22 protein-coding genes are annotated in these 20,922 nt (G+C 61.6%); 8 read left to right on the top strand and 14 right to left on the bottom strand.

The window, feature by feature from the left end; translation table 11 throughout:
* The first annotated feature begins 14 nt into the window (after nucleotides 1–14).
* The 5 genes from RN347_RS16510 to flgL are packed head-to-tail and all read left to right on the top strand — an operon-like array spanning nucleotide 15 to nucleotide 5,835.
* The gene (locus tag RN347_RS16510) at nucleotides 15–704 is read left to right on the top strand and encodes a flagellar basal body L-ring protein FlgH (protein ID WP_263585762.1); all 690 of its coding nucleotides are present in this window, start codon (nucleotides 15–17) and stop codon (nucleotides 702–704) included.
* A 21-nt stretch (nucleotides 705–725) separates the two neighbouring features.
* On the top strand, nucleotides 726–1,844 hold the full coding sequence (locus RN347_RS16505) for a flagellar basal body P-ring protein FlgI (RefSeq protein WP_311958954.1): 1,119 nt from the start codon (nucleotides 726–728) through the stop codon (nucleotides 1,842–1,844).
* Nucleotides 1,844–2,878, top strand: coding sequence for a flagellar assembly peptidoglycan hydrolase FlgJ (gene flgJ / locus RN347_RS16500; RefSeq protein ID WP_311958953.1), 1,035 nt, complete (start codon nucleotides 1,844–1,846; stop codon nucleotides 2,876–2,878). The genes RN347_RS16505 and flgJ overlap by 1 nt, the downstream gene beginning before the upstream one ends.
* A gap of 60 nt (nucleotides 2,879–2,938) precedes the next feature.
* The gene (gene flgK / locus RN347_RS16495) at nucleotides 2,939–4,561 is read left to right on the top strand and encodes a flagellar hook-associated protein FlgK (RefSeq protein WP_311958952.1); all 1,623 of its coding nucleotides are present in this window, start codon (nucleotides 2,939–2,941) and stop codon (nucleotides 4,559–4,561) included.
* A 14-nt stretch (nucleotides 4,562–4,575) separates the two neighbouring features.
* Nucleotides 4,576–5,835 carry a flagellar hook-associated protein FlgL gene (gene flgL / locus RN347_RS16490; protein WP_263585766.1) on the top strand — a complete coding sequence of 420 codons (1,260 nt, stop codon included), beginning with the start codon at nucleotides 4,576–4,578 and terminating at the stop codon, nucleotides 5,833–5,835.
* Nucleotides 5,836–5,902: 67 nt separating this feature from the next.
* On the opposite strand, the gene fliR is transcribed toward flgL, so the two are convergent.
* The 13 genes from fliR to fliF form a co-directional block, all read right to left on the bottom strand.
* Nucleotides 5,903–6,691 (bottom strand): flagellar biosynthetic protein FliR, encoded by a 789-nt coding sequence (gene fliR, locus RN347_RS16485; RefSeq protein WP_311958951.1) that lies wholly within the window; start codon nucleotides 6,689–6,691, stop codon nucleotides 5,903–5,905.
* 1 nt (nucleotide 6,692) lies between these two features.
* Nucleotides 6,693–6,962, bottom strand: coding sequence for a flagellar biosynthesis protein FliQ (gene fliQ, locus RN347_RS16480; RefSeq protein ID WP_263585768.1), 270 nt, complete (start codon nucleotides 6,960–6,962; stop codon nucleotides 6,693–6,695).
* A 34-nt stretch (nucleotides 6,963–6,996) separates the two neighbouring features.
* A complete protein-coding gene (gene fliP, locus RN347_RS16475; RefSeq protein ID WP_409365763.1) occupies nucleotides 6,997–7,785 on the bottom strand; it encodes a flagellar type III secretion system pore protein FliP in 789 nt (262 codons plus the stop codon).
* Nucleotides 7,786–7,793: 8 nt separating this feature from the next.
* The gene (gene fliO / locus RN347_RS16470) at nucleotides 7,794–8,216 is read right to left on the bottom strand and encodes a flagellar biosynthetic protein FliO (protein WP_311958949.1); all 423 of its coding nucleotides are present in this window, start codon (nucleotides 8,214–8,216) and stop codon (nucleotides 7,794–7,796) included.
* Entirely contained in the window at nucleotides 8,213–8,716 is a 504-nt protein-coding gene (gene fliN / locus RN347_RS16465; RefSeq protein WP_263585771.1) for a flagellar motor switch protein FliN, read from the bottom strand. The genes fliO and fliN overlap by 4 nt, the downstream gene beginning before the upstream one ends.
* Nucleotides 8,709–9,770, bottom strand: coding sequence for a flagellar motor switch protein FliM (fliM, locus tag RN347_RS16460; protein WP_263585772.1), 1,062 nt, complete (start codon nucleotides 9,768–9,770; stop codon nucleotides 8,709–8,711). The genes fliN and fliM overlap by 8 nt, the downstream gene beginning before the upstream one ends.
* Before the next feature lie 21 nt (nucleotides 9,771–9,791).
* Nucleotides 9,792–10,265, bottom strand: coding sequence for a flagellar basal body-associated protein FliL (gene fliL, locus RN347_RS16455; protein ID WP_263585773.1), 474 nt, complete (start codon nucleotides 10,263–10,265; stop codon nucleotides 9,792–9,794).
* Nucleotides 10,266–10,414: 149 nt separating this feature from the next.
* Complete coding sequence (locus tag RN347_RS16450; RefSeq protein WP_311958948.1) at nucleotides 10,415–11,833, bottom strand: flagellar hook-length control protein FliK; 1,419 nt, start codon at nucleotides 11,831–11,833, stop codon at nucleotides 10,415–10,417.
* Between the two features lie 84 nt (nucleotides 11,834–11,917).
* Nucleotides 11,918–12,370, bottom strand: a complete 453-nt coding sequence (fliJ, locus tag RN347_RS16445; protein ID WP_263585775.1) for a flagellar export protein FliJ — start codon at nucleotides 12,368–12,370, stop codon at nucleotides 11,918–11,920.
* A gap of 1 nt (nucleotide 12,371) precedes the next feature.
* A complete protein-coding gene (gene fliI / locus RN347_RS16440; RefSeq protein WP_311958947.1) occupies nucleotides 12,372–13,760 on the bottom strand; it encodes a flagellar protein export ATPase FliI in 1,389 nt (462 codons plus the stop codon).
* A complete protein-coding gene (locus RN347_RS16435) occupies nucleotides 13,757–14,524 on the bottom strand; it encodes a flagellar assembly protein FliH (protein ID WP_311958946.1) in 768 nt (255 codons plus the stop codon). Before RN347_RS16435 ends, fliI begins: the two co-directional genes overlap by 4 nt.
* On the bottom strand, nucleotides 14,517–15,524 hold the full coding sequence (gene fliG, locus RN347_RS16430; RefSeq protein WP_263585777.1) for a flagellar motor switch protein FliG: 1,008 nt from the start codon (nucleotides 15,522–15,524) through the stop codon (nucleotides 14,517–14,519). Before fliG ends, RN347_RS16435 begins: the two co-directional genes overlap by 8 nt.
* Nucleotides 15,517–17,289, bottom strand: coding sequence for a flagellar basal-body MS-ring/collar protein FliF (gene fliF, locus RN347_RS16425; protein ID WP_263585778.1), 1,773 nt, complete (start codon nucleotides 17,287–17,289; stop codon nucleotides 15,517–15,519). Before fliF ends, fliG begins: the two co-directional genes overlap by 8 nt.
* A gap of 273 nt (nucleotides 17,290–17,562) precedes the next feature.
* On the opposite strand from fliF, the gene fliE reads away from it, so the two are divergent.
* Complete coding sequence (gene fliE, locus RN347_RS16420; RefSeq protein ID WP_263585779.1) at nucleotides 17,563–17,898, top strand: flagellar hook-basal body complex protein FliE; 336 nt, start codon at nucleotides 17,563–17,565, stop codon at nucleotides 17,896–17,898.
* 140 nt (nucleotides 17,899–18,038) lie between these two features.
* Here fliE and RN347_RS16415 read toward each other — a convergent pair whose 3' ends face one another.
* Nucleotides 18,039–18,386, bottom strand: a complete 348-nt coding sequence (locus tag RN347_RS16415) for a flagellar protein FlaG (protein ID WP_311958945.1) — start codon at nucleotides 18,384–18,386, stop codon at nucleotides 18,039–18,041.
* A 272-nt stretch (nucleotides 18,387–18,658) separates the two neighbouring features.
* On the opposite strand from RN347_RS16415, the gene RN347_RS16410 reads away from it, so the two are divergent.
* Nucleotides 18,659–20,353 (top strand): PilZ domain-containing protein, encoded by a 1,695-nt coding sequence (locus RN347_RS16410; RefSeq protein ID WP_311958944.1) that lies wholly within the window; start codon nucleotides 18,659–18,661, stop codon nucleotides 20,351–20,353.
* 145 nt (nucleotides 20,354–20,498) lie between these two features.
* Nucleotides 20,499–20,915, top strand: a complete 417-nt coding sequence (gene fliS / locus RN347_RS16405; RefSeq protein ID WP_263585782.1) for a flagellar export chaperone FliS — start codon at nucleotides 20,499–20,501, stop codon at nucleotides 20,913–20,915.
* Nucleotides 20,916–20,922: the final 7 nt, after the last annotated feature.

Genomic DNA, 20,922 nt, shown 5'->3' with positions numbered 1-20,922 from the left:
ACACAGGGCGTTCGATGTATAAAAAAACCGCGCTTTCTCGCCGTTTTGCGCAGCTGGCCGTGGCGCTGTTGATCCTTCTAGCCGCCGGGTGCGCGCAGATTCCGCGCGCGTCGGTGGTCGGCGAGCAGGAGCAGATCAACATCATCGATCGGCCACCGGCAGTGGCCAACGGCTCGATCTATCAATCGCGGCGCGGCTACCATCCGCTGTTCGAAGACCGCCGCCCGCGGGCAATCGGCGATATTTTGACCATCGTGCTCAACGAGCAGGTCAGCGCCAGCCAGAACTCGCAGTCGAGTGCCAACCGCAGCGGCTCCGGCTCGCTTGATATCGCTCAGATTCCCGAGATCATCGACTTTCTGGAAGATTACGGCTTCGATGTCGCCGGCGACAACGTCTTTGCCGGCAGCGGCAGCACCCAGGCCAACAACACCATGACCGGCACGATCACCGTCTCGGTACTGGAAGTGCTCAACAACGGCTATCTTCGCGTGCGTGGCGAAAAGCAGATCGCGATCAATCAGGGGACCGAGTTCATCCGTTTCTCCGGCGTGGTCAATCCACAAACGGTGACGGCGGCGAATACCGTTCCTTCCAATCAGGTCGCCGATGCGCGCATCGAGTACGTGGGCGATGGCTACATCAACGAAGCGCAGCACATGGGCTGGCTGCAGCGCTTCTTCCTCAACGTGTCGCCGTTCTAGGCGCTCGAGAAGAGAGTGATGATGACTTCATTGAACCTCAAGCGCCGCCTCAAAGCCGTCGTGCTGGTCGCTTTTTGCGTACTGGCGGGCAGCGCCCAAGCGGAAAGCGTACGTGAGCTGGCCAATTTTGCTGGTGTGCGCGACAACCAGCTCGTGGGCTACGGCCTGGTGGTCGGCCTCGACAGCACCGGTGACCAGACGACCCAAGCGCCGTTCACCAGCCAAAGTCTGACCAACATGCTCTCGCAGCTCGGCGTGAGCGTACCGCCGGGCACCAATTTACAGCTGCGCAACGTTGCCGCCGTCATGGTGACCGCGGATCTGCCGCCGTTTGCCCGCCCGGGCCAGCGCCTCGATATCGTCGTTTCTTCGATTGCCAACGCCCGTAGCCTGCGCGGCGGCACGCTCTTGATGACGCCGCTCAAGGGCGCCGACGGCGACACCTACGCCATCGCCCAGGGCAACATGCTGGTCGGTGGCGCCGGCGCCCAGGCTGGCGGTAGCAGCGTGCAAATCAACCAGCAGGCCGCGGGACGAATTCCGAACGGCGCGCTGGTTGAGCGCGAAGTGCCGCTCAACTTGGGGGCTAACGGAGGCTTGCTCGAGCTTCAGCTCAACACGCCGGATTTCGGCACCGCTCAGCTCATGGTGAATGCGATCAATAGCGAGTTCGGCCAGTCGGTGGCCTACGCGCGCAACGGCGGCGTCATCGCGCTCGACGGGCCAATGGACGCGAATCTGCGGGTCAACTTCATGGCACGCGTCGAAAACGTTCAGCTCACCCCGATGGATGCGCCGGCACGCGTGGTGCTCAACTCGCGTACCGGCTCCGTGGTCATGAACAGCGCCGTGACGCTGCGCCAGGCCGCGGTCGCCCACGGCAACCTGTCGATCGTCATCGATAGTCAGTTCGGCGTCAGCCAGCCCGCGCCGCTGGGCCAGGGCGAGACCGTGGTGGTACCCAATGCGGATATCGACATCAATCAGCGCGAAGCTTTCCTGCAGATCGTCGAAGGCGCTCAGCTCAACGAGGTAGTCAACGCCTTGAACGCACTCGGCGCCACACCCCAGGATTTGATGTCGATTCTCGAAGCGCTCAAGGCGTCCGGGTCGCTGCGCGCCGAGCTCGAGGTGATCTGATGAGCATGACCAGCATGTCCAACCAGCTCGCCTTCGACATGAGCGGCTTTCAGCGCTTGCAGCACAACGCCCGTGTCGACCCGGAAGCCGGTGCTCAGGGCGCCGCCCAGCAGTTCGAGGCGCTGTTCGTGCAGATGATGATGAAGAGCATGCGCGACGCGACGCCTTCTGGTGGACTGTTGAACAGCAGTGCCGGCGACACCTACCAGCAGATGCTGGATCAGCAGTGGTCGCAGGTGATCGCCGAGAAGGGCGTAGGGCTTGCCGACGTGCTGGTCGAGCAGCTTACCCGCCAGGGTGCAATCAAGGGCGGCGGGAAAAACGACGACGAGATTCAGGCGCTGATTGCCGGCATTCCCCGCGGCACGCCGCGAGTACTCGACGACCCGCTACAGCCCGCTGGCCCCGGTGGCCAGGAGAGCGGTCGCTTTCTTAGAGAGCTCGAAGCGATTCGCCAGGGCAGGGCTGCACCGGAGCAGGCGAGCGTTGAGCGCTCGCCGACATCGGCTAATGCCGCCGCGCCCCTCATCAACGCCAACGCGCCGGATCACGTAAAGCGGTTTATGGCCACGCTCGCCGGCCCCGCCCAGGCGGCCAGTCAGGCAAGCGGTGTGCCCGCCGAGCTGATTTTGGCCCAGGCGGCGCTGGAAACCGGCTGGGGGCGTCACGAAATCCCCACGCACCAGGGTGGCAACAGCCACAATCTGTTTGGGATCAAGGCGGGCAGCCGTTGGCAGGGCGCGACGACCGATATCGTTACCCACGAATATCTCAACGGACAGCGCACGCGCATGGTGGATACCTTCCGCGTGTATGACTCCTTCGAGCACGCCTTCACCGACTACGCCAACCTGATCGGTCAGAACCCGCGCTACGCCGGAGTGGTCGAGGCGCAAAGCGCCGAGCAGGCCGCGCGCGCGCTGCAAAGCGGCGGCTACGCGACCGACCCGCGTTACGCCGAGAAGCTCGTTGCCATCATGAAGACCATGGGGCCGCTACCGGCTGGGCAGGAATTTTTGGCCGACGCGCGCTAACGCCGTTAAAGCTTTTTAACGAGCCGCCGATAAAAGAAGCATCGGCTTGAGGACTGAACCATGAGCATGTTTTCGACGGGCCTGAGCGGCCTGAACGCGGCGCAAAATGCGCTGAGCGCGACCAGCAACAACATCAGCAACCTGTTTACGCCAGGCTACAACCGCGAGTTGCCCAAACTAAGCGAAGCGGGCGTGGGTGGCGGCGTGCGCGTGGATGCCATCGAGCGTCAGTTCAATACATACGTAGCCAACCAGCTCAATAACGCTAAAACCCAATCGAGCGCGCTGGAAACCTATAACAATCAGATCACCCAGATCGATAATCTTCTGGCGGATCGTGAGGCAGGGCTTTCGCCGCTCATTCAGGACTTCTTCTCCTCGTTGGATGCGCTGGCAAGCTCCCCCTCCGACCCGGCCGCTCGTCAGGGCGTGCTCGGCGCAGCGGATACGTTGAGCGCACAGTTTCGCTCTTTTGATGGCTATCTGCAGGACATGCAGAACAACGTCAACAACCAGGTGCGCGACGAAGTCACTCAGATCAATAACACCCTCGAGCAAATTGCCGATTTCAACCGCGAAATCTCGCTGGCCCGTGCGCGGACCGGCCAGGCGCCCAACGGTCTGCTCAACCAGCGCGACCAGCTGGTGTCCGATCTCAACGAGCGCATGGATCTGCGTCTCAACGTTCAGGACGGCAAGACGTACAACGTTAGCCTGCCCAACGGCCAGCCGCTGGTCACGGGGACATCGAGCTTCAAACTGGAAGCCGTGCAAGCCGACAGCGATCCTCAGCGCACCGTCGTGGGCTATCGCGACGGAGGCAATAACCTCATAAAACTCGACGAGTCCACCATCAAGGGCGGCTCGCTGGGCGGCTTGATGAGTTTTCGCGCTGAAACGCTGGACAAGACGCAGAACCAGATCGGCCAGCTGGCGGTATCGCTATCGGTCGCGTTCAATGAGCAGCACAAGCAGGGCATCGATCTCAACGGCGAGGACGGTCAGGACTTTTTCAACATTGGCCAGCCGCAGGCGTACAGCTATCCAAACAACGACGCCGAGGTGACGTCCATCGCCTTCGATGTTGAGGCTACTGATGAGCTTCGGGCAACGGACTATACCGTCAGATTCGACGAGAGCGGTGAGCCCAGCGTTACCCGCAAGGACAATGGCCAAGCGGTCGATGTAAGTGAAGGCTGGGATAGCGCTACCAACACGCTCGCCTTCGGCGGCATACGAATGGAGTTTAGCGCCCAGCCCGCTAACGGCGATCGTTTCGACGTTCAGCCCGTGCGTCGCGCCGGGGCCGGTATGGAAACCGCCTTTAACGACTTGGACAAGATTGCGGCTGGCGAAGAGGCCGCGAGCGGCGACAACCGTAACGCGCGCAAGCTTCAGGACCTTCAGGGAGAAAACATCGTGGGCGGGCGCGCCTCGCTGAGCGGCGCCTACGGGGCGCTGGTATCGGATGTCGGTAACCGTACCAATATCACTCAGGTAAATCTGGAAGCGCGCCAAGGGCTGACCGACCAGCTTCGTGCCGTACAGCAGTCCGAGTCCGGCGTTAACCTCGACGAAGAGGCAGCCAATCTGATTCGCTACCAGCAGTTCTACGCGGCCAATGCGCGGGTGATCGATACCGCGGGCAGTTTGCTGGACACCATCCTGAATCTGCGCAGCTAAGGGAGGCATCTACCATGCGTATCAGCAGCGTTACCATGTACGAGCAAAGCTCTGCGTCCATTAACCGCCAGCAGGGTGACTTTTTAAGGATTGGCCAGCAGCTCTCCAGCGGGCGCAAGGTGGTGAATCCTTCGGACAACCCGCAGGCGGCCTCGCAGGCGGTAGGGGTGTCCCAGTCCATGGCGATGACCGAGCAGTACGGTAACTCGCGTGTCTCGGCACGTACATCGCTTGCTCAAAGCGAAAGCGTACTGAACAGCGTTAGCGACTCGATCACCAGCGCCAAGACACTGCTGATCCAGGCCTCCAGCGATACGCTCAGCAACGCCGATCGCGAGTCGATCGCCAGTGAGTTAAAAGGTGTCTACCAGACGCTGATCGGTCAGGCCAACACCGCCGACGGCAACGGCCGCTATCTCTTCGGTGGCCAAATCGATAACGCGCCGCCCTATGTTGCCAACGACCAGGGCGCCATGAAATACAACGGCAGTGACATCGTGCGCGAGCAGCGTATCGATAGTGCTCGCAACATGCCGGTGGCCGAAAGCGGCCGCTCGATTTTTCAGAAGGTCCCCAGTGGCGCAGGCTATATTGGTGAAGCAGTGCGTTCGGACGGTGCTCGTAACGCCGGTAGCGTGATCCTTGGTGGCCCGCAGGTGAGTGATGTCAACGGCGAAGGCTATGGTGACGATTATCGAATCACGTTTGGTGGTGACGCCGATACGCCCACGCTAAGCGTGCAGCGCCTGACCCAGGACGACGGCTGGCAGCCGGTCCCGGATATGACGGACATCGCCTATACCGGCGGTGACGCGCCTCAACGCCTCGTGTTCGGCGGGCTTAGCGTATCGTTAAGCGGCGCCTCCGAGGCGGCTGATGAAGTCAACATCAGTCAGGCCAAAAACGGTCAGCGCGAGCCCGATCTATTCAAGGCCATGGAAGAGGCCATTCGTGTGCTCGAAAATCCAGCGACGACCAACGTCGAAAAAGCCGATTTTCGCAACACGTTGAATACCGCCATGCGCGACTTGGACAACGCGCTGGACAACGTACTGACCGTGCGCGCCTCGGCTGGCGCCAGGCTCAACGAGCTGGATGTGATCGACTCCATCGCCAGCAACCGTATGATGAGCTATACCCAAACGATGTCTGATCTCGTGGACCTGGACTACGTTGAGGCGATCTCGGAGTACAGCCTGCGTCAGGTCGGTCTGCAGGCCTCTCAGCGTACCTTTGTCGATATGGGCGGCATGTCGCTGTTCAACTATATGTAAGCCGTCCAACACCATCTTTTGCATTACCATTTGGCCACCGTTCGCGGTGGCTTTTTTTATGGCGAACTCAGTTATCCGCCATCGTTTCGATCAGGCTCTGCATAAAGGCCAGCCCCTGGCTGAAAAGCGGCTGCAGGAAGCGCCCGATATCGGTGACCAGCACCATCAACAGTACCAGCCCTACGGTCAGCGAGGCAGGAAAGCCGATGTTGAACACGGTGAGCTGGGGTGCGGAGCGATTCAGAATGCCCAGCGACAGGCTAATGATGAGCAGTGAAGCGACCAGCGGCAGGGCCAGCAACAGCCCGGAGGCGAAGATGGTGCCAGCGTAGCGGGCCAGCAGCTCGAAGGCGTTGGGGTTGATGCCGGCAAACCCGACCGGCAGGGTCTGAAAGCTCATTACCAGGGTTTCCATCACCATCAAATGGCCGTTAAGCGCCAGAAACATCAGCAGCGTAATCATGTAGAGAATGCGCGAGAGCACCATGATATTGGTGCCGCTGGAAGGGTCGAAAAAACTGGCGAAGGCAAGCCCCATCTGCAGGCCGATGAACTCGCCCGCCGCCTGCACCACGGCAAAGACGATATGCATGACCAGCCCGATGGCCAGCCCGATCAGAAGCTGTTCGACCATGATGCCAAGGCTCGCCCAGGAGAGCATGGGGACTGCTGGCATAACGGGCAGAATCGGCGCAATGGCGACCACGATGAGAACCGCTAGCCCCACCTTAGCCTGATTGGGAATGCTCGAGTGGCCCCAGAGCGGTGCCACCGCCATGAAAGCAGTGATGCGCACGAAGGGCCAGAAAAACGCTACCAGCCAGGTTTGAAGCTGGTCGAAGGTGACCTCGACCACGCTACATCACCATTTGCGGAATATTGACGAATAGCCGGTGGGTGAAATCGGTGATCAGGCCGATCAGCCAGGGGCCGGCGAGTACCAGCACGGCGAAGACCGCCAGAATCTTGGGAATGAAGGTCAGCGTCATCTCGTTGATCTGGGTCGCCGCCTGAAACAGGCTGATGATCAGGCCGGTGAATAGCGCGGCCAGCAGTACCGGCGCGCCCATGAACAGGGTCAGCCGCATGCCCTGGTAGGCAATGCTCATTACGGTCTCGGGGGTCATGATCGCTCCTGTCGCCGAGGGTTACTCAGACGGCCTATAGCATGTAGAAGCTTTCGGCCAGTGAGCCGATCAAAAGCTGCCAGCCGTCGACCAGCACGAACAGCATCAGCTTGAAGGGCAGAGAAATAGTCACCGGCGGCACCATCATCATCCCCAGTGCCATTAGCGTGCTGGCGACCACCAGGTCGATGATCAAAAACGGAATGAAGATGGTAAAACCGATCTGAAACGCGGTCTTGAGCTCGCTGGTGACAAACGACGGCAGCAGCACGCGCATCGGCAGATCCTCGGGGCCCTGCATGGGGCCGACGTCGGCCAGGCGTGCGAACATGGCCAGGTCCGGCTCGCGGGTTTGCGCCAGCATGAACTCACGAAACGGGATCTGGGCGCGTACCAGAAACTCCTCGAAGTTGATCGTCTCACTCGATAGCGGCTGCCAGGCGGTCTCGTAGACCTGGGAGATCACCGGTGACATGATGAAGAACGTCAAGAACAGCGCGATGCCCAGCAGTACCTGATTGGGCGGCGTGGCTTGGGTGCCCATGGCCGTTCTCAACAGGCTGAGCACGATGATGATCCGCGTAAAGCTGGTCATCATCAAAAGCATCGCGGGTAAAAACGCCAGCGAGCTCAACAGTAACAGCGTTTGCAGCGACAGCGACCACTGCTGGCCGCCGCCTTCCATCGGCTGCGACACAAGCCCGGGTGGCAGCTGCTGCGCTTGGGCCGGCGCACCGAGAGCGATAAGCGCCAGCGCCAGCAGCGTCAGTAGAACAAGTGTCGAAGGCAGCCGCTCGCGAAAGGGGAGCCGATAGCAGGGCATGGCATTTCTCATGACGATGAAGGAGGCTCGGAAGTAGGGGGCGAGCGTTTCGACAGCGCCTTCGCCAGGCGTTTCGAGAAGCCAGTGGAAACGCTTACCTCGGGAGTCGGGCGGTCGATGGGGGCTGCTCGCTCGTGCAGCTTGGTGATTCGCCCGCCGCCCACGCCCACCACCAGCCAGGTATCTTCGAGCTCCACCACCACGATACGCTCGCGCGCGCCCACCGCGGTGGAGCCGACCACCTTGAGGCGCGCGCCGCTATCGAAGCGTTTTTGCTGAACGCGCTTTAAAAGCGCCGTGCAGAGCAAAATGATGGCGATGACCAGCGCCAGCGCCGCAGCGGTCTTGCCCAGGGTGGCCATGCCCATCAAGGCATCCGAGCCCAGCGCGTCGATCGAGCCGGCCTGGTGAGTGGAGGCGGCGACGCTCATCGGTTGAGCTTATGGATGCGCTCGGAGGGCGTGATGATTTCGGTAATACGGATACCGTACTTATCTTCCACCACGACGACCTCACCTTGAGCGATCAGATAGCCGTTGATCAGAATATCCATCGGCTCTCCGGCAAGCCCTTCGAGCTCGATGACCGACCCTTGAGCAAGCTCCAGAAGCTGCTTGATGGTCAGCTTGGCGCGGCCGAGCTCGACGGTGAGCTTGACCGGAATGTCCATGATCATTTCCAGATCGCGCGAAACGTTGCCACCGCTTTCACTGCTGAGCGGGCGGAAAATATCCTCACTCGCCGCTTTGGCGGGCGGCGGCGCAGGCGCCGGCGGCTCGTCGGCGTCGGCCTCGGCGGCTTCCTGTTCGGCCATGGCCGCCGCCCAGGGGTCGTCGTCGCCGGCAGTATCGCTTTCGGCGTCCTGCTCCGACATGGCGCTTGCCCAGTCGTCGTCGGATACGGATTGATCGGGCTTTTTAGGATCAGTCATGCGTGGGTTCCTTGGCTTGGCGTCGCGGCGGGCTCTTGACGAAGTCCGGGGACGATGCGCTGTTCATGGCGCCGTGGTCGATCACGTGGAGCACACGCAGCGCACGATGCTGCTGCTGACTGCCGTACTCGCACTCCATGACCGGCACGCCGTCGACGCTGGCGGTGACGATGGAAGGGATCTCCATGGGCAGCACGTCGCCTTTTTTCAGTCCCATGACCTGCGCGATGCGGCTGGGAATTCGGGCAAACTCGGCAATCAGCTCCACTTCCGACTGGCGAAGCTCGGTGGCCATACGCCGAGACCAGGTACCGTCCTGGTCATGATTGCTGTCGTTGATCGGGTTGGCGAGCAGATCCCGTAGCGGCTCGATCATGGCGTAGGGCATGCAGATCTGAAAACTGCTGGAGAGGTTGCCCACCTCGATATTGAACTTGGTGTTCACCACGATCTCGTTGGGCGAGTTGGTGATGTTGGCGAACTTGGCCTGCACTTCCGAGCGCAGAAAGTTGACCTCCAGCGGATAGACCACCTTCCAGGCCTCCTGGTAGGCGTCGATCGCCAAATTGAGCAGGCGCTGAATGATTCGCTGCTCGGTGTTGGTGAACTCGCGGCCATCGGATTTGGTCACGAAGCGCCCGTCGCCGCCAAACAGGTTGTCCACCACCATGAACACCAGGTTGGGCGGAAAGACCACCAGCGCCGAGCCGCGCAGCGGCTTCATTGAGACGATGTTCAGGTTGGTGGGCACCGGCACGTTGCGCGAAAACTCGCTAAAGCTTTGGTAGCGCACCGACTCCACCGTGATATCGGCGCTGCGGCGAATCAGGTTGAACAGCCCGTTTCTAAAATAGCGGGCGAAACGCTCATTGATAAAGTCCAGCGCGTGCAGGCGCTCGCGAATCACCCGATGCTGAGTCGCCGGGTCGTACGGGCGAATACGCTCATTGCCCGTCGCGGCAGACGACGAGGCATTCGAGGGCTCATCGTCTCCGCTGACCCCTTTCAACAAGGCATCGATTTCTTCCTGGGACAGTAGATCGTCCTGTGACATGAACGGCTCCCGCGCCCGAGGTTATTGCACGATGAAATCGGTGAACAGCACTTCCTGAAGATCCAGCGGCGGCTGATTCTCAGTGAGTGGAACGCTGAGCCGGGTGATGATGGCCTGGGCGAGCGCTTCCTTTCCTTCGGTCGAGGTCAGCTCGCTGGCCTGCTTGCCGGAGAGCAGAATCAAAAGGCGGCTGCGAATCTGGGGCATGTGCTCTTCGATGATCGCCTTGCTCTGCTCGCCGCCGACGCGCAGCGTAATACCGGTGTACAAAAGGCGCGAGCCATAGCGGTCATCGGCCAGGTTCACGGTGAACGGCTCGATGCGCGTAAAGACCGGCGGCTCGGGCTCGGCGACGGTTTCCACCTCAGCCGATTCACCGTCGTTTGAGTGGCCCAGCACCATGTAGACCGCGGCTGCAGCACCCAGCGCCGACAAAGCGACCAGTACGATCATGATATAAAGCAGTTTTTTCGATCTACCGCTTGCTTCTGCCATTTGCTGTTCCCATGGTCCTTACGCATGACGAATGCCATGCATTATGCCTAATGAGCAGGCCGCTTAATAAATGAACAGGCTCATCTGGTGAGCCTATCTTTTGGCTTAGCTTTTTAAGGCGTTGGGTTGAAACGGTTGGGCCTATAACGCTAGGCGTAAAGATCGACCCGTCCATCGAGCGTGAGGCGCACCGGCGCGCTCACGCCGCTCTCGAGGCCCTCGCCCACGTCATCGGCCGTACCGCCGCCGGCTTGAGCACCGGTGCCGTTCGCTTGGGCAAAGGCTTGCTCTTTTGACTGGCCGTGCTCGCCCACCGAGGTATTACCCAGCGCGATACCCTGTTCGGCAAGTGCCTCGCGCAGCTGGGGAATCGCCTGCTCGATGATCTGGCGCACCTGAGCGTGGGCGGAGAAGAACTGTGCCTGGGTGTGCTGCTCGCCCATCTTCAGCGTAATCGTCAGTGGGCCAAGCTCCGCCGGATGCAGTTCGAGCTTCACCTGCTGCTCGCCGCCACGTTGGGTCAACTGAATGAGCTGCTGGCCAAGCTTTTCGGCAAAGGCGGGGCTGGTCACCGGCGTGGCGATAGCGCCGGCCACGGGGCTTGGGGTGGTCGTCGGGGCGGGCGGTGCGCCGGTCAGCGTCGGTTCGCCGCCGGTCGGGCCGGCTGACGCAAGCGCGCCCTGCATCGCACTAGCGCTGGCGCTAGTGGGCAGCGATGCCGCTGTCGATGCCGCGTCGGCATCGAGTGCGGTCGTGTCCAGCGGGGTTGCCGCGCTATAAAGCGACGCCAGCGGCTGGCCGCTCCAGGCGGGGCGCGCATCGACGGTGGACCCCGTCCAGGATTTGGTGTTGGCGTCAGTACCCGATTGCAGGGCGTTGACCGCGCTCAGCACGCGTGCAGCGGCGTCGCTCAGTGCCGGCGCCGCGCTGGTGGTCGCTGTCTCGGTCAGGCCGGCCGCCGGGAAGGCCGTTTTGGGCGTATCGGTAAACGCGGCCACCAGCGCCAGGCGCGTCTGAACCTCGTCCAGCGCGCCGGCAGATGCTTGGCGCTGGGCGTTTTGCGTCGCGTCGAGCGGTAGTGCGGTATTCGCCGGGGCCGCAAAAACGGCAGACGCTTCGTTCAAGGCGGCCTTCAGCGTGTCGAGGTTTTCAACCGGCGCGATATCGGCGCTCTGTACCGGTGCCGCGTCGCTACCCTGTATCGGCGCGGTCACATCAGCGGCGCTGAGCACCTGAGCAAAAATGTCGATGCGAGCACCCTGCGAAAGCGCCTCGCTGGAGAGCGCCTGTTCGGTGGCGCTGAAAAGTGCGCCGAGCTCGGCGTCGTCGAGCGCTTCGACATCGGCGCCGAGCGCGGCCAGCGCATCGCGAAAGGCCTCGAGCGCGTCGTTCGTCGGCGTCTCGAGAGGTTCCGCGGCGCTACCCGTGCGGGTATCGAAGGCCTGGCGCAGTGCCGACTGAAAGCCCTCCGACGCGCCCGGGAGGCCTTGAGACGTTTCAGCGCCCGGCAGCGCAGACAGTGCGCCGCGCAGGCCCTGAGTGGTTTGAAGCAGTAACGACATGGTCATGACGGTTAACTCCTCTGTATTACTGCAAATAGTTACTGCAAACAGTTACTTCGAATGGTTACTGCGAACGATCACTGCGCACGTCTATTGAGCGCCGTCCGGCGAGCGTCGTGCGGTCTGGGACGTTACGAACTCGTCGTTGGCTTTTTGATCGGCGCGCTCCTGGCGGCGGTGCTCTTCGAGCGAGCGCCTGGAGGCCAGGGTATCAAATGAGGAGAGCTTGCGCTGCTCCTGCTGCCAGTGCTGCTGACTCTGCTGGACGCGTTTTTGCTGTGCGGTCAGCGCTTGGCGGGCGCGACTGAGCGCGGCGTCCAACGAGGCCAGAAACTGCTGGTAGTTGAACATGGTGGCCGGGTCGATGCCGTCGCGCATGGCACTTTGCAATCGCTCGGCATACTCGGCGCGGTAGCGGCTGAGCGAGTCGAGCTGGGCCTGGGTCTGATGCTGGCTTTGGCGCTCTTCGGCCAGAAGTTTACCGGCCTGGTCGCGGGCGTCCCGCGCCAGATCCGTGAGAATATCGAGCTGGGAATGCTGCATGTTAGCCTCCTACTACCTGCGCCAGCGCTTGGCGTGACTCTTCAAGCGTGGCGCGTTCGTCGATACGCTGCTGCAAAAAACGCTCCAGTTCTGGAAAAAGATTCACCGCCTCGTCCAGTCGAGGGTCGTGCCCGGGGCTGTAGGCCCCCACGCTGATCAAATCGCGGTTGCGCTGATAGCGTGAAAACAGTTGCTTGAACGTGCGTGCGCGGCTGATCTGCTCGTCGGTCGCCACCGCGTTCATCGCCCGGCTGATCGATGCTTCGATATCGATCGCCGGGTAGTGGCCCGCTTCGGCCAGGCTTCTCGACAGCACGATATGGCCATCCAGAATCGCCCGGGCGGAGTCGGCGATCGGGTCCTGCTGATCGTCGCCTTCGGTCAGCACCGTGTAGAACGCCGTGATCGAGCCGCCGCCACGCTCGGCGTTACCGGCGCGCTCAACAAGCCCGGGTAGCTTGGCAAACACCGACGGCGGATAGCCCTTGGTCGCCGGCGGCTCGCCGATGGCCAGCGCAATCTCGCGCTGGGCCATGGCGTAACGCGTCAGCGAATCCATGATCAGCAGCACGTTGCGCCCGCTGTCGCGAAAGCCTTCGGCCAGACGGGTGGCGTAAGCCGCCCCCTGCAAGCGCTGCAGCGGCGAGGTGTCCGCGGGTGCTGCAACGACCACCGAGCGGCGCCGACCTTCCGGACCCAGAATGTTGTCGATGAAATCCTGTACCTCACGGCCGCGCTCGCCGATCAGGCCCACCACGATGACGTCGGCCTGGGTGTAGCGGGCCATCATGCCCAGTAGCACCGACTTGCCCACGCCAGAGCCGGCGAACAGCCCCATGCGCTGCCCCTTGCCAACGCTCAACAGCGCGTTGATCGCACGAATGCCGACGTCGATCGGTGTGTCGATCGGCGCCCGTGACAGCGGGTTGAGCGGCGCAGTATGAAGCGTCGCCCGGGGCACCTCCTCGGTGCCTTCGCGATCATCCAGCGGGTTGCCGTTGCCGTCGAGCACGCGCCCTAGAAGCTCCTCGCCGATGGGAAAGCGCCGGGCACTGTGGCCGACACCGTCGGACAGTGGCGATACTCGCGCGCCGGGCATCAGCCCCGAGATCTGCTCCAACGGCATCAAAAAGAGCTTGTCGCCGGAAAAGCCGACGACTTCGGCCTCGGCGTGAAGCGCGCTTTCGCCCAAGCGGCCGTCGGCGCCCGGCAATTCGATTCGACAGGCGCTGCCCACGGCGACCTGCAATCCCACGACCTCGATGACCATACCGGTGGCGCGCACGACTCGGCCGCTGCGACGGTAGTTGGGCAGCTGACCCACCCGTTGGCCGGTGCGGGTGAGCGCCTTGCGCCAGCGCTGGGTATGACTCATCGAGGCGCTGTTCATGCGTTATCCTGACTCGGGGTGTCGGGCTTGTGGCGCTTGCGCATCTGCGCGGTCACGGCCTGCCAGCGACTCTCGAAGGTGGCGTCGAGCTCGCCCTGGGCGCTGGTTACCCGGCAGCCGCCGCGGGCGAGCTGATCGTCGGGCTGCAGTTTCCAGTTGGCCGCGCTCAGCTCACTACCCAGGTGCTCTTCGACCAATACGTGATCCTCCGGGTTGAGCCACAGCCGCTGCTGGCCGTTGAGCGGCGGCTCGGTATGCAAAAGCTCGCGTACCAGCTTGAGCACCTGCTCGGGCCGATCATTGAGCGTGTCGAGTGCGAGCTGGCGCCCGACCAGCATGGCGAGTTCGACCAGGTCGTCGGCGATGGTGTCGTCGAGACGCGAAAGGGCGCTGTCGAACTGTTTGGCCAGCGCCTCCATCGGCGCCACGACCTGATGTATCTGTTCGTCCAGCGTCTTTTGCGCTTGCTCGCGGGCCTCTTTCATGCCCTGCTCGAAACCTTCCGCGTGGCCCTTGGCCAGTCCCGCGTCAAAGCCCTGCTGCTCGGCGTCCTGGCGCACACGCGCAAAGAGCTCGTCGCGCTCTTGCTGCTCGCGCAGACGCGCCTGCTCGGCGGCCTTTTGTGCGGCGGCGACTCGGCGCTGGTGCGGGCTGGGCGCGCCGCTCTCATTATCGGCACCAAAGGCGTCGTGCTTTAATTCATCCATCTGCCAGCGCTGCCACTGGCCGTGACGATCGAACTCGCTGGTGGACGAATTAGACATACTCGTCGTCTCCGCCGGCCAGGACTATCTCGCCGGAGTCGGCCAGGCGGCGCACCACCTGCAAAATGGCTTTCTGCTCGGTTTCGACCTGCGAGACCCGGATCGGGCCACGAGCTTCCATGTCTTCGCGCACCAGGTCCGCGGCGCGTTGAGACATGTTGCGCAAAAACTTGTCCACCAGCGCCTCCGGTGCGCCCTTGAGGGCGATGACCAGCGAGTTGGTTTCGACCTCCTGAAGGACCATCTGGATCGCGCGGCTGTCCAGGTCGAGCAGGTTCTCGAACAGGAACATTTCGTCGATGATCTTCTGGGCCAGGTCCTCGTTGTGGGCGCGTACGGTATCGATGGCGCCCTCTTCCTGAGAGGAGTTCATCAGGTTGAGGATCTCGGCGGCAGTTCTCACGCCGCCCATCTTGCTGCGCTTGAGGTTCTGGCCGTCCAGCATGCTGGTCAGTACTTCGGTCAGCTCCTGAAGGGCGGCGGGCTGCACGCCGCTGAAGGTGGCGATACGCAGCACTACGTCGTTGCGCAGCTTTTCTTCGAACAACTCGAGAATGTTGGCGGCCTGGTGGCGCTCCAGATGGATCAGGATGGTGGCGATGATCTGCGGATGCTCGTCGCGGATCAGCTCGGCGACCATCGAGGCCTCCATCAGGTTCAGCGAGTCGATACCGGAGTTGCTGCCGGTGCTCTCGAGGATGTCCTCGATCAAACTCGACGCGCGTTCGCTGCCCAGCGCCTTGGTCAATACCGAGCGGATGTGGTCGCTTGAGTTCAAATTGAGCGCCACGAAGTCTTCGGTTTCACGGTGGAAGGCATCGAGTACTGCCTTCATGTCCTCGTGCGATATTTGATCGAGCTTGGCCATCTCGAGACTGATCGCCTGTACCTCCGCGGCGTTCAGGTATTTGAACACCTCGGCGGCGCTGTCCTCGTCCAGCGTCAAGAGAAGGATGGCGCTTTTACGGGCGCCGCTCATCTGTGCGATGGCGCTACTCATTGGCATTCATCCAGCTGCGAATAATCATGGCGACCATACGGGGGTCGTCCTTGGCCATGTCCTGCAGATCCTTGAGATTGTTCTCGTAAAGCGAGGTCTTGCGCTGGCGCTTGGGCCGCTCGCCATAGGTGTCGCTATCCCCCGAGGCTTCACTGTTTTCATCGCTTTCGTTCTCGTCGTCGTCTCCAACGCTTGCGCGGAAGGTACCGTTTTGCGCGCCAGTCGCGGCGGCGGGCACCTGGGTGTAGCGCTTGATCAGCGGACGCAGAATCAGCAGATAGAGCAGTAGTGCGACGATGAACACCATCAGGTAGCGGCCCAGCGTCGATGCCAGCGCCAGCGTCTCGGGACGCTGCCACCAGGCGATATCCTCTTCGACGTCGCCGGCGGCGCGCACAAACGGCGTATTGACCACTTCGATCTGGTCGCCGCGCGCCTCTGAGAAGCCCATCGCCTGCTGGATCAGCCGCTCGAGCTGAGCGACCTCGTCCGGCGACAGGGCGACCTGCTCGGTCTCACCATCACCGTTCACGACGCTTTTGAAATCGACCACCACCGCGGCGGAAAGACGCTGTACCTGACCCAAACGCTGCTGAACGTGCTCGATGCTGCGATCCACTTCATAGTTGACGACATCGTCCTGGCGCAGGTTGGAGAGCGGCGGCTCTTCTTCGGTGCCTTCGCCATCACCGCCATCCTCTTCGCCTTCGTCAGGCTGGTTGATCAGTGAGGCCGCCACGCCCGGCGGGGTGTTGCTCAGCGCGCCGGGAATACCGTTGGCAAGCGGGTTTTCGCCATCGAAGGAGAGGCTAAGCTGGCGGCTTCTGACGGCGGCTTCGTTGGGTGGCTGGTTCGGCCCGTAGCGCTCCGAGGTTTGCTCGCGGCGTGAAAAGTCGATCTGTGCAGCGACCTGGGCGCGCACGTTGTCGCTGCCCAGAATGGGCGTCAGGATATTTTCGATGCGCTGTTGATAGGAGCGCTCGACCTCGGCGATGTACTCAAGCTGGGAACCGTCCAGATCGTTGCCCTGGGATACCTGGGCGGACAGCAGGCGTCCGCTTTGGTCGACCACGGTCACGTCCTGGGCGGCGAGCTCGGGTACGCTGCTCGAGACCATGTGCACGATGGCGCTGACCTGGCCTTCGCCAAGCACGCGGCCGGGCATCAGCGTCAACACGACCGATGCCTTGGCGGGCTCGCGATCGCGAATGAACACCGAAGGTTTGGCCATGGAAAGGTGCACGCGCACGCGCTCGACCGGGCCCAGGGATTCGATGGAGCGAGCGAGTTCGCCTTCCAGGCCACGCTGAAAGTTGACCTGCTCGGCAAACTGGCTGATGCCGAATGCCTGGTTGTCCATGAGCTCAAGGCCCAGGTTGCCGCCGCGGGGAAGCCCCTGTTCGGCCAGCTGAAGGCGCAGCATGTGCACCTGGTCGGCGGGTACCAACAGGGCCTGGCCGCTATCGCTGAAGCGGTAAGGAACCGCGCGGCTATCGAGTTCGGCAATGACGCGTCCGCCGTCGGCTTCGTCGAGATTGCTGTAAAGCACCCGATATTCCGGGCTGCCCGCCCACATGAACAGCGCAGCGACCAGGGCGATCGATGCCGCCCCGGCCACGAGAAGTACCACCAGGGGGCTTGCGCGCATTTGCTGCTTGAGTCGCGAAAGCGTGGTGTTGTCTTTAGCACTCTCTGCCGCCGTACCGCGAGCGGCGTTGGGGGAAGAGCTGGTTTGACGGCCTGCCGTAGCGCCGGTTTCGCTCATGAAAGCCTCCAGGGGGCTGAGCAAAACAGGTCACGGCCAGGGCGCATCATCAATGAAGGCATGGGCAATATCCGTCAATCGCGGTGAGTCGTGAACAGACGTCCAAATCGATGAAATGATGCGGAACTTTGATGTGCGCCATTATGCTTAGGCGGGTCGAGCATGAACGAAGGAAAAGCTCAGCTTTTATTACTTATTTGTTCGTATGAGGGATTTACTGCCGGTGGTAGGGTGTCGGTATTACTTTAACCGACTTCTCAATGAGGTATGCGTATGAGCTCACCTGCCATTCAGTCGGCGCTACAGCAGATGCAAGGGCTGGCCTCGCAAGCCGCAGCGCCCTTGAAAAACGATTCAGCGGCTCTGGGAGCCAACGGCGTCGGCCAAAGCGGTTTCGGTAGCGAGCTGCAGGCGTCGATTCGGCGTATCAATGAGTTACAGCAAAGCGCCAACTCAAAGGCGATGGCATTTCAGGCCGGCGAACCGAATCTCGAGCTTAACGACGTCATGGTCGATATGCAAAAGGCGAGTGTGGCCTTTCAAATGGGGATGCAGGTGCGCAATCGCATGGTCAGCGCCTACCGCGATGTCATGAACATGCAGGTATAGTGCAGCCAGGATAGCCACCTTTTTGGCCCTGTTTTCACTACAGCTTTAAATACAGCCGCGCAGGCCGATGCAAATGGCTTGATCAAGCGCCAGTTGCTGGTTTTATCGCCCGTTCGGCTGTTCTTTCTCTGAGCCTGGATTTACGCCTCAAGCGAAATCAACCCGCCCTGCATCTCCTCGATGTGCCTAAATACGGCCAGCACTTCCTCGTTGGGAATCTGGCGAATCACATCCCCTGTTTCTCGATCGATCACTCTCGTAATCAGCCGCGTTGGCTCTTCGCTAAGCTCGAATTCCAGCCCGCGTTGGCGCAGCATTTCGTTGATCCGCGCCATCGGCTCCTCGATTTCTTCGCGGGAAGGCGGCGAGCTTACGGCGGATGCTCTTGAGAGCCCTTCCACGATCTGCTGACGTGGCGGGAGTGGGGTGTAAGGTGTCGCGGCGTTATTGGAGGCAATCAGGGAACTATCCAGTGGTAAAGAGTCCATACGTAGATCCTTTTGTTGGGCTGCCAAGCGCTAAAAAGTCCGCTTTCGTCTAGCCGAAGCCCAGGCATATACGCACGGGCCTCGATAGTAGCTATCGGCCATGTATTGCATCACTTTAGCGCCCTCAGACGATTAACCTTAGCCGTTGCTTGAATGCCCAAAATAGCCATGAGCGCTGCGCCATATAAGGCAATAGCGCTTGATTAGCTTTGATATGCTAGCCGCAATGAGACCGGCGCCAACCGCTAGCGCCGACCGTGACGAGGTGGGTAATGGAAGTTGAGCAGGACGGGTTTGAAAGCGTCGACGATCAGTCGGCGATGGGCGCTTTGCTGGATACGATGATCGAAACGGGAGGTGTGTCGATCTGTCTGTCGACGCCGGAGGCAGACCCCGAGCCAATCGTGTTGATGGAGCAGTATCCCGGCGAGGCGCTGGTCATGGACCTGTCGGCAGTGAGCCATCTTCTACATCAACTGCAGGACGGTGACTCCTTTTTTCTGCGCGGGCAGTCCCAGGGAAAGGTCATTCGCACCACGCCCTTAAAGCTTATCGAGACCCGCCACTCCGGCGGGCGCTTTCTTTGTACCAGCAGCTATCCCGATGCGCTTTGGGTGCTCCAGCGGCGTGAATCGTTTCGCGCGCAGCTGCGTATGGGGATGTCGGTGGCGGTACGGGTGATCGATGAGCGCGGCGATAACGTTTCAGGTGAGCTTCGCGATTTGTCACAAAGCGGCTGCCAGGTCGAGCTTCCGCTTAGCGCCAGTGGCCTTTTAACCCAGTCCAGCTCGCCGCTGCGTTTGGAGTTCACCTTTCCTGACGGCACGCACTTCGCGGTCGACGCCGAAGCGCGTCACCAGCAAACCGATGCCGAGCACCACCTGCTGCGCGTGGGCTTCGAGCTGGTCGATCATACCGTCGATCAGTCACGCAAGATCTGGTATTTCGTGTGCGAAATCGAGCGCGAAGCGACGCGCTACGACAAGGAATCCGAGGTTGCCACGCGCCAGTCGTCGCCGCTGTTCACCGCAGAGGGAATGGACAAGAGCGAGCAGGACCAGGTCGGCCGGCGTGATCTCAAGCACTACGCCACGCCCGCTGCCCGGCGGCTGGTCAAGGTGGCGGCATACCTGGACGCCCAGCTTCTGCTGCTGACTCAGGGCAGTGATATCGACTCGCGTCAGCTATCGCTCAACGCCGATCGCATCATAAGTCTGCATGAAGAGGATCGACAGGCGCTTTTGTTCGCCTCTCGCTGCCTGTCGCTCGAGCCGGTACTCGTGCGTCACGGCATCGCGGTGGCGATTCACCTGCTCGACTGGATCGGAGGCGATTTGCCGGCGGATGTGCGCAAGGCATTGGTGGCGAGCTCGCTGGTGCACGATCTTGGCAAGGCGCTGATCTCCCAGGTGGTCTATACGGCGCCCCACTTCGAGGCGTCGCACCTCGAGGCGCTGAGTGAGCACCCGGGGCTTTTGCTCGAGCGGCTCAAAAGTTGTCAGTGGCTCTCCCAAAGCGTGGCGCACTCCGTCATCAAGGGTATCAACGAGCGTATGGACGGCAGTGGCTACCCCGATCGGCTGGGTGGCACAGAGCTGGGTGAGCTTGCGCGCGCCTGTGCGATTATCGACGTGGTGGAGGCGATGCGCCGTGACCGCCCCGACCGGCCCGCCAAAACGACTCAGGAGATCTATCGCTACCTGCTGAGTCACCCGGAGCAGTTCGATGCGCGCTGGGTCAAGCGCTACATCGACCATTTCAAGGCACTGCCGGTGGGCGCGCTGGTGCGTTTTTCGAGCGAACAGCTTGGCTGGATCGTTCGTCTTGACGGCGAGGGGGCGCCGGCCGAGGTCGTACTGACCGAGCAGGCCGTCGCGCCGCTGAGAGGAACGCTCAAGTACAGCGTTTCCGGCGATGTCACCGAGCGCCTTGGCGTGCCGAAACGCGAGCTGGCGGTGTCTACCTGACGCGCCGCATTCGCGTTTAAAAAGGACGCTAACGATTAAAGTCGCCGTTGGCGGCGCCGATAGACAAGGATAGGCCCGACAGCCTTTACAAGAGCATCGAACGGATCGCGGGCGGCGGGCATTTTTTCAATACAGGAGCATACTTATGACATATTCTCGCAGCGCCAGCGCTTACGGCCGGGGAGCGAATGCCTACGCCCGCGTCGGCGTAGAGAGTGGCGTCATGTCGGCCGACCCCCACCAGCTTATCGTTATGCTGTTCGACGGCGCTCAGGCCTCGATTCGCGCCGCGCGCATTCACATGCAGGCGGGTAACGTGAACGAAAAAGGCCGCGCGATTTCAAAAGCGCTGGATATCGTCAATAACGGCCTGGCCGCCGCGCTCGATCAGGAGAAGGGCGGCGAAATCGCCGAGCGACTGGGGTCGCTTTACGACTACATTGCGCGGCTGCTTTTGACCGCTAATTTGCGCAATGATGAAGAAAGCCTGAACCAGGCGGAGCGCCTACTAGAGGATGTGGCCTCGGCCTGGCGTGAAATCGGCCAACAACAAAGTGCGTGAGGCGCCC

The sequence above is a fragment of the Halomonas sp. PAMB 3264 genome (assembly GCF_031954245.1).
Lineage (GTDB): Bacteria > Pseudomonadota > Gammaproteobacteria > Pseudomonadales > Halomonadaceae > Vreelandella.
This window is presented reverse-complemented; position numbering and strand designations above follow the sequence as displayed.